Here is a 10,926-nt window from a genome sequence, read left to right as displayed (position 1 = left end):
AGGACCTGATCGGTGCGGGCCATCAGGTGCTCGGCCTCACCCGCTCCGATGCCGGCGCCGAATCCCTTCTCGCCGCGGGCGCTCAACCGCATCGCGGCGACCTCCGCGACCCCGACGGCCTGCGCCGGGGCGCCGCCGAGGCGGATGCCGTGATCCACACCGGCTTCATCCACGATTTCTCCAAGTTCCAGGAGAACTGCGAGATCGACGGCCGCGCCATCGCGGCGATCGGCGCCGAACTCGCCGGCTCCGACCGCCCGCTGCTGGTCACCTCCGGCGCCCTGATCGTGCCGCGGGGGCCGGTGGGGACCGAGGAGGATCCGCCCCTCCCCAACTCGGCCACCTATCACCGCCTGTCCGAGGCGGCGGCTGCGGATCTGGTGGCGCGGGGCGTGCGGGCGGCGACGGTGCGGCTGCCGCCCTCGGTCCATGGCGACGGCGACCACGGCTTTGTGCCGATCCTGATCCGGCTGGCGCGGGAGAAGGGCGTGTCGGCGATGATCGGCGAGGGCCTCAACCGCTGGCCCGCCGCGCACCGGCTCGATGCGGCCAAGGTCTACAGGCTGGCGCTGGAGCGCGGCGTCACCGCCGGCGCCCGCTGCCACGCGATGGCGGAGGAGGGCGTGCCGTTCCGCGAGATCGCCGCGGTGATCGGCCGCCGCCTGGGCGTGCCGGTGGCCAAGCTGTCCCGGGAGGAGGCGGCGGAGCATTTCGGCTGGTTCGCGATGTTCGTCGGGATGGACGTCCCGACCTCGAGCGAACGCACCCGATCCCTGCTGGGCTGGGCGCCGACACAGCCCGGCCTGATCGCCGACATCGACCGGGCGGCCTATTTCGGAGACTGACGACGGCTTACTGTGATGGGTAAGGGATGGCGGAGAGGGAGGGATTCGAACCCTCGGTGCCCTTGCGGACACAACGGTTTTCGAGACCGTCCTATTCAACCACTCTAGCACCTCTCCGCAGAGGCATGGCGGGCGGTCTCCAGGACCCCCTCCGCGTGGCCGGCGCGGACCATAGTGGAGAGCGTCCGGCCATGCAAGCGTCGAATGCAGGTCCGAATTCGCGGTCCCGCATTCCGCCGTTGACACGCCGCCGCGCCTGACTATAGTGCCGCGTTCACGGACACGGGTGCTGGTTCCGGCTGGCACCCGTGCTCGTTTTTGATCACCTGAGGGCGAACCGCAAGGGGCGTCCTCCTAGTCGACGGCAGCTTGACCATGTTCGCAGTCATCCGCACGGGCGGGAAACAGTACCGGGTTGCTCCGGACCAGCTTGTCACGGTCGAGCGTCTCGACGCCGAGCCGGGTTCCTCCGTCACCCTCGAGGACGTGCTGATGGTCGGCGGCGACGGCGCCGTCAAGATCGGCACCCCGGTGCTGGCCGGCGCGTCGGTCACCGCCGAGGTGGTCGAGCAGACCCGCGGCCCGAAGGTCATCATCTTCAAGAAGAAGCGCCGCCAGAACTACCGGCGGAAGAAGGGCCATCGTCAGGACCTGACGGTGCTCAAGATCACCGCCATCGCCGGCGCGTAAAGAGGAGATCGACAGATGGCACATAAGAAGGCCGGTGGTTCGTCGCGCAACGGTCGCGATTCGGCAGGCCAGCGCCTCGGTGTGAAGAAGTTCGGCGGCGAAGCCGTCGTCCCGGGCAACATCATCGTGCGTCAGCGCGGCACCAAGTTCCATCCCGGCGTCAATGTCGGCATGGGCAAGGACCACACGCTGTTCGCGCTGGTTCCCGGCAACGTCCAGTTCAAGTCGGCCGGCGGCCGCACCACGGTGACGATCGCCCAGGCGGAAGCCGCCGAGTAACGCCTCGTTCCGGCCGAAAGGGCCGGAGCTTGCAGGCACGGATCTGGAGCGGGGGGATGGGCGACCATTCCCCCGTTTCCTATTTTGATGCGACAAGGATGGGGCGGGCCCACGGGCCGGCGGCACGGGGCGAGTCGGCCATGAAGTTCCTCGACGAGGCCAAGATCTTCCTGAAGAGCGGCGACGGCGGCAATGGCTGCGTCGCCTTCCGGCGCGAGAAGTTCATCGAGTTCGGCGGCCCGAACGGCGGCGATGGCGGCCGCGGCGGCGATGTCTGGGTCGAGGCGGTGGACGGCCTCAACACCCTGATCGACTACCGCTACCAGCAGCATTTCAAGGCCGAGCGCGGCCATCACGGCATGGGCTCCGACCGTTCCGGCGCCAAGGGCGAGGATACGGTGCTGCGCGTGCCGGTCGGCACCCAGGTGCTGGACGAGGAGAAGGAGGAGGTGCTGGCCGACCTGACCGAGGTCGGGCAGCGCCTGCGGCTGCTCAAGGGCGGCGATGGCGGCTACGGCAACGCCCATTTCAAGACCTCGACCAACCGCGCCCCGCGCCGCTTCGATCCCGGCTGGCCGGGGGAGGAGCGCTGGGTCTGGCTGCGGCTGAAGCTGATCGCCGATGCCGGGCTGGTGGGCCTGCCCAATGCCGGCAAGTCGACCTTCCTGGCCGCCACCAGCGCCGCCCGGCCGAAGATTGCCGACTATCCCTTCACCACGCTGCACCCGAATCTGGGCGTGGTCCGCAGCGACGACCACGAGTTCGTGCTGGCCGACATCCCCGGCCTGATCGAGGGTGCGCATGAGGGCGCCGGGCTGGGCGACCGCTTCCTCGGCCATGTCGAGCGCTGCAACGTGCTGCTGCACCTGGTCGACGGCACCCAGGACGATGTGGCCGAGGCCTATCGCGTGGTGCGCGGCGAGCTCGAGGCCTATGGCGGCGGCTTGGCCGGCAAGCCGGAGATCGTCGGCCTGAACAAGACCGACGCGCTGGACAAGGACACGATCGCGGCGCGGCTGAAGGCGCTGAAGGCGGCGGCCGGCCGCAAGGCCAAGGTGGTCGCCCTGTCCGGCGCCACCGGCGGCGGGGTGCAGGAGGTGCTGCGCCTGCTCTGGGCCCGCATCGCCGAGGCCCGCCCGGCCCCTGCCGAGGAGGAAGCTGCCCCGGCCGACATCACGCCGTGGGCGCCGACCGAGTCGGACTGACCGGCCGGGACTCGCCTTGGATCGCGCCCGCCTCGCCGCGCTGATCGGGTCGCGATCCGTCGCCACGGCCGTGATCGAGGCCGGGCAGAACAGCCGGGTGCTCGATTTCGGCGACCGCATCGTGCGCATCCCGCGCCATGCCGGGGCTGAACGGCATTTCGCCACGGCTTGAGCCCATCGCCGCCGGATGCGCTATCCTGCCGCCATCATGATGATTCGCTTTCTCTCCGTCTTCCGATCCTCCCGGCGCTGACAGCAGCCCGAACGAGGAACGGACAGTGATGCCGCCGGCAGGCGGCGGAGAGGAATTCCCATGACCAACGACTCATCCGGTGCCGCGCTCACCGAGGCGCAGGTGCAGCATTTCATCCGCGACGGCTTCGTCCGCATCGACGGGGCGTTTTCACGCGAGCTGGCGGAGGCCGGGCGCGCCATCCTGTGGCGCGACCTGCCTTGCGATCCGCACGACCGCAGCACCTGGACCCAGCCGGTCGTCCGGCTCGGCTGGTACGGGCAGGAGCCGTTCCGGCAGGCGGCGAACACGCCGGTGCTGCACGCCGCCATCGACCGGCTGGTCGGGCCCGGCCGGTGGCAGAAGCGCATGGATCTCGGCACCTTTCCGGTCCGCTTCCCGGCGCGGAAGGCCCCGAAGGACGACGGCTGGCATGTCGATGTCAGCTTCCCCGGCGACAGCAGCGACCCGCATGAGCGGCAGGACTTCTCCTCCTGGCGGGTGAATGTGAGTTCGCGTGGCCGGGCGCTGCTGACGCTGTTCCTGTTCTCCGACATCGGGCCGGACGACGCGCCGACGCGGCTGCGAGTCGGCTCCCACCTCGATATGGCCCGGTTCCTGGAGCCGGCGGGGGAGGCGGGGCTGGCCAGCCCGGATGTCCAGCGGGTCGGCGCCGGGCGGCCGGAGGCGCTGGCGACCGGCCCGGCCGGCACGGTCTATCTGTGCCACCCCTTCATGATCCACGCGGCGCAGCGGCATCGCGGCACCGAACCGCGCTTCCTGGCGCAGCCCTCGATCGGCCTGGCCGAACCCTACCGGCTGGAGCGGCCGGATGGCGCCTATTCCCCGGTCGAGATCGCGATCCGCCAGGCGCTCGGCCGGGGCTGACTTGGCCCGGATTTCTCACACCCCCTACGCCCTGCGTCGTCTTGTGGCGAGTCGGATGCGGGGGCGGGACGCGAAAAGCGTATAGAGATATACGGTTGAGCGGCCCGCCCCCGCAGGCGGCCGCCGCAAGACGACCCTTCGGGCCGGTTGAAAATGCCGACAGGGTGCGTCGAACGGCTTGCCCGATGCATAAGCATCGCGCTGCGCCGCTCTCCTGCCCCGTCGGCATTTTGAACCGGCGCAGGACGCAGGGGTGTGAGAATTCCGGGCTAGGCCTGGACGTACACCCAGGCCTCCAGGCCGGATGCCAGCGGCACCAGGATGCGCTTGTAGTCCGACACCTCATAGGCGTCGGCGGCGGCCAGCTCGGCCTCGGTGATGCGGAACACCGTCCCGGCCACCCGGTCCGCCGTCGCGCCGGGCTCGACGATCGGGTGGAAGCGCTTGCCGCTGGTGCGGATTACCTCGGGATCGGTGATCTCGATCTCGCCCCGGCGCCAGCCCGGCATCGCGTCCGGCATCCCCTGCAGCCGGCGGCCGAAGGAGGACAGCTGCACATTCTCCTGCTGCAGCGTGCCGTAGGAGAACAGCAGGACGGTGGCGTCGCCGGTCATGGCGCATCCTTTGAATCGGGCGTGGCGCCGGATCATAGCCGCCGTGCCGCGGCGAGGGGAGGGCGGTCGCGGAACCGCTTTGCCCGGAGCGGGGCGAGAGGCTAGGAAGGGAGCCTTGCCTTCTGCCCGTCGAATCCCGCCATGACCGCTTCCCTCGCCCAGGCCCGCCGTCTCGTCATCAAGGTCGGATCCGCTTTGCTGGTCGACCCGCGCACGGGGCAGCTGCGCCGCGCCTGGCTGGACGCGCTGGCCGACGACGTCGCCCGCTGCCGTGCCCGCGGGCAGGAGGTGATCATCGTCTCCTCCGGCTCGATCGCGGCGGGGCGCGAGCATCTCGGCCTTAAGGGCCGGCCGCTGCGGCTGGAGGAGAAGCAGGCGGCCGCCGCCACCGGTCAGATCCGCCTGGCGCACGCCTATCAGGAGACGCTGGCCCGGCATGACATCACCGTGGCCCAGATCCTGCTGACCCTGCAGGACACCGAGGACCGCCGCCGCCACCTGAACGGCCGCGCCACGATCGAGACGCTGCTGCGGCTGGGCGCCGTGCCGGTGATCAACGAGAACGACACGGTGGCCACGGCCGAGATCCGCTTCGGCGACAACGACCGGCTGGCGGCGCGGGTGTCGCAGATGATCTCGGCCGACACGCTGGTGCTGCTGTCCGACATCGACGGCCTCTACACCGCCGATCCCAAGCGCGATCCGTCGGCGACGCTGATCCCGGAGGTCAACGAGCTGACGCCGGAGATCGAGGCGATGGCCGGGGAGGCGCTGCCCGGCTACTCCTCCGGCGGCATGGTCACCAAGCTGGTGGCGGCCCGCATCGCCATGGGCGCCGGCTGCCGCATGGTCATCGCCATGGGGAAGGAGGCCGCGCCGCTTGCCCGCATCGAAGCCGGCGCGCCCTGCACCTGGTTCGTGCCGGGGGCGGAGCCGCGCACCGCCCGCAAGCGCTGGATCGCCGGCTCACTGAAGCCGGTCGGGTCGGTGGTGATCGATGCCGGCGCGGCCAAGGCGCTGGCCGATGGCCGCAGCCTGCTGCCGGCCGGGGTGACCGCGGTCGAGGGCAGCTTCCGCCGCGGCGACCCGATCGCGGTCAAGGACGGGCAGGGACGGGTGCTGGCCCGCGGCCTGTCGGCCTATGATTCCGACGACGCCGACCGCATCCGCGGCCATAAGAGCCGCGAGATTGAGGCTATCCTCGGCTATCGCGGCCGGGATGAGATGATCCACCGCGACGACCTCGTGCTGGGTTAGATGGTCCGGCGATAGGCCGACGGCGCCGCGCCGGTGACGTTGCGGAAGGATTGGGCGAAGGCGCCGGCGCTGTCATAGCCCAGGGTCAGGGCGGTGTCGGTGACCGACCGGCCCTCCGCCAGCAGGGTGATGGCGGCGACCACGCGCCGACGCAGCCGCCACTGCCCGACCGACAGCCCGGTCTCCTGCCGGAACAGCCGGGTCAGGCTGCGCCGCGACAGGGCGGCGTCGCGGGCCAGTGCGTCCAGCGGCCGCCGCTCCGCCGGGTCGTCCATCAGCGCCCGGGCCACGCGCAGCAGGCGCGGGCTGCGGGGCAGCGGCAGGTCCAGCGCGTCGCGTTCGGCCGTCGCGATCTCGTCCAGCAGCACCGCCAGCAGCCGCTCGCGGCGGCCGGCGTCGCCGTCCGCGCCGTTGCCCAGCCGCTCCAGCGCCGCCGCCAGCAGGGCGCCGCGGCGCAGCAGGGCCGGCCGGTCAGGGAGGTGCCCACAGCGTGACGGTGCGAGATAGACGCCCACGGCATCGAGCGGGCCGTGGCTCACCGTCGCGTGGCGCAGCCCTGGCGGGATCCAGGCGACATGGCCGGCCGGCATCGCCCATGTCCCGGCCGCCGTTGTCAGCAGCAGCGCGCCGGCGGCGACCAGGAAGGCTTGGCCGCTTTCATGCGCATGCTCCGGCGTGCGGTGGCCGTCCTCATGCCGCAGCCGCAGCGGCTCGGCGTCCGTGGGCGATGGCGCCATGGTTGGCCCGATGCGAATGATCTCTGGCCCTCTGCCGGCAGCGGGCCGGATCCGCCTCTCGTAGCATCCGGCTACCCCGCATGGAAGGAGAGCCCGATGCCTGCTCCGTTCGCCGACCCTTGCGACAGCGAGGCGCTGAAGCGCCGCGTCGCCGACATGCTGCGCGCCGTCTTCACGGATCCCGGCCGCATCCCGGAGTTCTTCACCGAGGACTACGAGCAGGTGACCGACGGCGAGCGCAGCGACCGAGCTGGCTTCGAGGCGCATATCCGCCACGTCGCCGGCTCGGTGCGGTCGCTCGACGTGGCCGTGCTCGATGCCGTCCGCCAGGGCGACGTCATCGCCGACCGCCACGTGGTCGAGGTCGTGCATGCCGGCGGCCATGCCGCGGCGATCGAGGTCTATCTGTTCGGCACGCTGCGCGGCGGCCGGCTGGCCCGGGTGAACGAGGTCACCCGCGTGCTGTCCGGCGATCCCGGCTTGCGGGATCTCGCGCGGGCGGCGGAGTGAATTCCCGGCGGTCCGCCGCCGCCCCGTTCACATGGAGCGCGAAGCCGGACGTCCCCGGATCTTCGAGACCTGGGCGCAGCTGCATGCTCGGGATCAGATAGTCGCCGCCATTCTGCCGCCGATAGGGGATCGGCGGGGTGGTGGCCAGCGTCCGCATCCGCTCGCGCAGGCTCTCGGCGACGGTCTCGAAGCCGGCCTCGGTCAGCCGTTCGACCCGGTAGGCCACGAAGGGCGGCAGCACGTCGTAGCCCGGGTAGTACAGGATCCCGTGATTGATCGGGAACAGCAGGTCGTCGATCGGCCCGTTGACCCCGCGGGCGGCGTAATGCTCCTCCCAGCCGCCGGCGGTGACGATCAGCATCGCGCGCTTGCCGGCCAGGGTGCCCTCGCCGTAGCGGTCGCCCCAGCGCCGCTCGCTGTGCTCGCCGACGCCATAAGCGAAGCCGAAGGCGTACACCCGGTCGACCCAGCCCTTGAGGATCGCCGGCATGCCGAACCACCAGAGCGGGAACTGGAGGATCAGGGCATCGGCCCACAGCAGCTTCTCGATCTCGGCCTTGACGTCCTCGGTCAGCGTGCCGGTCTCGAACGCCGCCTTGGACGCGGCGACCGCGATCAGCCGCTCCTCCGGCGGCTGCGACGGGAAGTCGGCGCGGTCGACCTCGGATCTCCAGCCCTCGGCGTAGAGATCCGACACCCGCACCTCATGGCCCTGCGCCTCCAGTTCGCGGATGGCGACGTCGCGCAGGGCGCCGTTCAGCGAGCGCGGCTCGGGATGGGCGAAAACCAGCAGCACCTTCATGGTCGGGGTCCTTTCACGAATACCGACCCCTCAGGTGGCGGTGGCCGCATCGATCCGCTATATGTTGGTAATGGATAGGATTATGCCGAAAAATGGATAAGCTGGACGTCTCGCTCGAGCGGATGCGCAGCTTCGTCCGCGTCGCCGAGCGCGGCAGCCTGTCGGCGGTGGCGCGCGAGCTGCGGGTCGGCCAATCCACCATCACCCGGCATCTGCGGGAGCTGGAGCAGGCGGTCGGCGTCCCCCTGCTCAGCCGCACCACCCGGCGCGTCACCCTGACCGACGAAGGCCGCCGCTACCATGCCGATTGCGTCCAGATCCTGCGGCTGGTGGAGCAGGCGGGGGATGCGGCCCGGGCCGCGCGCGGCGCCGCGTCCGGCACCATCCGCATCTCCTGCACCGCGGCCTTCGGGGTGCTGCAGGTCAGCCGGCTGCTCTTCGCCTTCCAGGACCTGCATCCCGGCATCGCCGTCGACCTCAACCTGACCGACGACTATGTCGACCTGGTGCGCGAGGGTGTCGACATCGCGCTGCGCCTGGGGCCGCTGACCGACAGCTCGATGAAGCTGCGCCCGCTCGGCCGGTCGCGCCGGCTGATGGCGGCGGCACCGGCCTATCTGGCGGCGCGCGGCCGCCCGTCCGCGCCGCAGGACCTGGCCGGGCACGAGGGCATCCGCATGACCAACATCGCCGGCAGCGAGACGCTGGTGCTGGAGGGGCCGGGTGGCGAGCGCCACACCGTGCCCTTCGGCGGCCGGTTTCGGGTCGATCACGGCCTCGCGGCGCGCGAGGCGCTGGCCGCCGGCCGCGGCATCGGCCCGGCGCATCGCTGGCTGGTCGACGATCTGCTGTCGGATGGACGGGTCGAGGCGATCCTGCCGGGCTGGGAGCCGCCGCCGGTGCCGCTGAGCCTGCTGATCGTGCCGGAGCGCGCCGGCATCGCCCGGGTGCGGCTGCTGGTCGACTTCCTGGCCGAGCGGATCGCCGGCATCCCTGGGATCGAGGCGCCGGGGCGCTAGCCGGCCTCGCCCGCGAGATGGTCGCGGTAGCGCTTGCGCAGCTCGGTCTTCAGCAGCTTGCCGGTGGCGGTGTGCGGCAACTCGTCGACGAACACCACGTCGTCCGGCCGCCACCATTTCGCGACCTTGCCGTCGAACCAGCCCAGGATCTCGTCCCGGGTCGGGGCCGTGCCCTCGGCCGGCACCGCGATCAGCACCGGCCGCTCGTCCCATTTCGGGTGGCGGGCACCGATCACTGCGGCCTCGCGCAGCTTGGGGTGGCCGAGAGCGATGTTCTCCAGCGCGATCGAGCTGATCCATTCGCCGCCCGACTTGATCACGTCCTTGGCGCGGTCGACGATCTCGACATAGCCGCTGCCGTCGATGGTGGCGACGTCGCCGGTGCGGAACCAGCCGTCGGGGGTGAAGGCCGGGTCGCCGTCGCGGCCGAAATAGGCGGCGGCCACCCAGGGGCCGCGCACCAGGATCTCGCCGAAGGCGACGCCGTCCGCCGGCACGTCGCGGCCCTCGGCATCGGCGATGCGCAGCCGGATGCCGGGGATGGCGCGGCCCTGCTTGCGCTTCAGCGCGCGCTGCTCCGCCTCGCTCTGGGCCAGCGTCTCCGGCTTCGGCGCGTTGAACAGGCCGATCGGGCTGGTCTCGGTCATGCCCCAGGCATGGCCGATCTCGACGCCGTAGTCCCGCTCGAACGCCTCGATCAGCGGCAGCGGGCAGGCCGAGCCGCCGATCACCAGCCGCGGCGGGCGAGTGAAGCGGCCGCCGCTCTCGCGCAGATGGGCCAGGAGGCCGAGCCAGATCGTCGGCACGCCGGCGGAGAAGGTCACCCCGGTCGCCTCGATCAGCCGGAACAGCGAGGCGCCGTCGAGGCGCGGCCCGGGCAGCACCAGCGACGCCCCGGCCAAGGGCGCGACGAAGGGGATGCCCCAGGCGTTGACGTGGAACATCGGCACCACCGGCATGGCGGTGTCGGTCGCGCGCAGGCAGAAGGCGTCCGGCTGGTTGGCCGCATAGGCGTGCAGCAGGGTCGAGCGGTGCGAGGTCAGCACGCCCTTCGGCTCGCCGGTGGTACCGGAGGAGTAGCAGAGGAAGGCGGCGGTGTTCTCGTCCAGCGCCGGCCAGTCGAAGGCGTCGGCATGGCCGGCGATCAGATTCTCATAGTCCAGGATCTCGAAGCGGGCGGCGAGGGCGGGCGCTACCGGGTCGGCCGGCGGCTCCAGCAGCACCAGGGTCCTCAGCTCCGGCAGCCGGTCGCCGATCCCGGCCAGGATCGGCAGGAACATCGGGTCGAGGAACAAATGGGTGTCGCCGGCATCGGCCAGGATATAGGCGATCTGGTGCGGGAACAGCCGCGGATTGACCGTGTGGCACACCGCGCCGATGCCGCTGACGCCGTAATACAGCTCGAGATGCCGGTGGTCGTTCCAGGCCAGCGTCGCCAGCCGCTCGCCCTGCGCCCCGCCGCGGGCCGTCAGGGCATGGGCCAGCCGGGCGGTGCGGGCGGCGATCTCGGGGTAGCTGTGGGTGACGGTGCTGCCGTCGCGGCGCTGGGTGACGATCCGCGCTTCCCGGTGGAGCCGGGCCGCATGCTCCAGCAGCGCGCCGATGCGCAAGGGTTCATGCTGCATCCGGCCGAGCATCGGCTCCTCCCCGTGTGCCGCGGCGGGCATGCCGCCTTTCACAGAGGATAAGAGGAAAGCTGTCGGCAGCTACAGGGAAAACGGGGAAAAGCCGCCGCTTGACAGGCATGGACCGGTCCGGACACCGTTGCCGAAATCGCGGCGGCACGGACCGTGCGGTTGTCTCCGGGGAGGGCAGAGTCTAAGAACCGCAACAGCCGTGCGGCGCCCG

Annotated in this window: 13 protein-coding genes and 1 tRNA gene; 9 read left to right on the top strand and 5 right to left on the bottom strand. The window is 71.2% G+C overall.

The features are described from left to right. A partial coding sequence (locus ABDW35_RS02905) for an SDR family oxidoreductase (RefSeq protein WP_343712343.1) occupies positions 1-845 on the top strand: 845 nt, incomplete at its 5' end. Positions 846-872: 27 nt separating this feature from the next. On the opposite strand, the gene ABDW35_RS02900 is transcribed toward ABDW35_RS02905, so the two are convergent. Further along, positions 873-962, bottom strand: a tRNA-Ser gene (locus ABDW35_RS02900). 258 nt (positions 963-1,220) lie between these two features. On the opposite strand from ABDW35_RS02900, the gene rplU reads away from it, so the two are divergent. The 5 genes from rplU to ABDW35_RS02875 all read left to right on the top strand — a co-directional run bounded on the left by rplU (position 1,221) and on the right by ABDW35_RS02875 (position 4,139). Beyond that, positions 1,221-1,535, top strand: a complete 315-nt coding sequence (gene rplU / locus ABDW35_RS02895; protein WP_343712342.1) for a 50S ribosomal protein L21 — start codon at positions 1,221-1,223, stop codon at positions 1,533-1,535. 15 nt (positions 1,536-1,550) lie between these two features. After that, a complete protein-coding gene (gene rpmA / locus ABDW35_RS02890) occupies positions 1,551-1,814 on the top strand; it encodes a 50S ribosomal protein L27 (protein WP_034843576.1) in 264 nt (87 codons plus the stop codon). 140 nt (positions 1,815-1,954) lie between these two features. Further along, complete coding sequence (gene obgE, locus ABDW35_RS02885) at positions 1,955-3,019, top strand: GTPase ObgE (protein ID WP_343712341.1); 1,065 nt, start codon at positions 1,955-1,957, stop codon at positions 3,017-3,019. A 16-nt stretch (positions 3,020-3,035) separates the two neighbouring features. Then, entirely contained in the window at positions 3,036-3,191 is a 156-nt protein-coding gene (locus ABDW35_RS02880) for a hypothetical protein (protein ID WP_343712340.1), read from the top strand. 141 nt (positions 3,192-3,332) lie between these two features. Beyond that, a complete protein-coding gene (locus ABDW35_RS02875) occupies positions 3,333-4,139 on the top strand; it encodes a hypothetical protein (RefSeq protein WP_343712339.1) in 807 nt (268 codons plus the stop codon). Positions 4,140-4,408: 269 nt separating this feature from the next. On the opposite strand, the gene ABDW35_RS02870 is transcribed toward ABDW35_RS02875, so the two are convergent. Then, positions 4,409-4,753, bottom strand: coding sequence for a gamma-glutamylcyclotransferase family protein (locus tag ABDW35_RS02870; protein ID WP_343712338.1), 345 nt, complete (start codon positions 4,751-4,753; stop codon positions 4,409-4,411). Between the two features lie 141 nt (positions 4,754-4,894). Here ABDW35_RS02870 and proB point away from each other — a divergent pair, with 141 nt between their 5' ends. Further along, positions 4,895-6,010, top strand: coding sequence for a glutamate 5-kinase (gene proB / locus ABDW35_RS02865; RefSeq protein ID WP_343712337.1), 1,116 nt, complete (start codon positions 4,895-4,897; stop codon positions 6,008-6,010). On the opposite strand, the gene ABDW35_RS02860 is transcribed toward proB, so the two are convergent. Continuing rightward, positions 6,007-6,747 carry a helix-turn-helix transcriptional regulator gene (locus tag ABDW35_RS02860; RefSeq protein ID WP_343712336.1) on the bottom strand — a complete coding sequence of 247 codons (741 nt, stop codon included), beginning with the start codon at positions 6,745-6,747 and terminating at the stop codon, positions 6,007-6,009. The genes proB and ABDW35_RS02860 overlap by 4 nt on opposite strands. A gap of 96 nt (positions 6,748-6,843) precedes the next feature. Between ABDW35_RS02860 and ABDW35_RS02855 the strand changes: the two genes are divergently transcribed. Further along, complete coding sequence (locus tag ABDW35_RS02855) at positions 6,844-7,257, top strand: nuclear transport factor 2 family protein (protein WP_343712335.1); 414 nt, start codon at positions 6,844-6,846, stop codon at positions 7,255-7,257. Here the strand turns inward: ABDW35_RS02855 and ABDW35_RS02850 are convergent. Beyond that, positions 7,199-8,059, bottom strand: coding sequence for an NAD(P)H-dependent oxidoreductase (locus ABDW35_RS02850; protein WP_343712334.1), 861 nt, complete (start codon positions 8,057-8,059; stop codon positions 7,199-7,201). The two genes, ABDW35_RS02855 and ABDW35_RS02850, sit on opposite strands and share 59 nt — an antisense overlap. A 92-nt stretch (positions 8,060-8,151) precedes the next feature. Here ABDW35_RS02850 and ABDW35_RS02845 point away from each other — a divergent pair, with 92 nt between their 5' ends. Next, positions 8,152-9,078, top strand: a complete 927-nt coding sequence (locus ABDW35_RS02845) for a LysR family transcriptional regulator (protein ID WP_343712333.1) — start codon at positions 8,152-8,154, stop codon at positions 9,076-9,078. Here ABDW35_RS02845 and ABDW35_RS02840 read toward each other — a convergent pair. After that, on the bottom strand, positions 9,075-10,745 hold the full coding sequence (locus tag ABDW35_RS02840) for a long-chain-fatty-acid--CoA ligase (protein WP_343712332.1): 1,671 nt from the start codon (positions 10,743-10,745) through the stop codon (positions 9,075-9,077). The genes ABDW35_RS02845 and ABDW35_RS02840 overlap by 4 nt on opposite strands. Between the last annotated feature and the right edge of the window lie 181 nt (positions 10,746-10,926).

Source organism: Inquilinus sp., from assembly GCF_039594555.1.
In the GTDB taxonomy this organism is placed as follows: domain Bacteria; phylum Pseudomonadota; class Alphaproteobacteria; order DSM-16000; family Inquilinaceae; genus Inquilinus.
The sequence above is the reverse complement of the archived record's forward strand: the minus strand, read 5'-3'. Positions and strand labels throughout refer to the sequence as shown.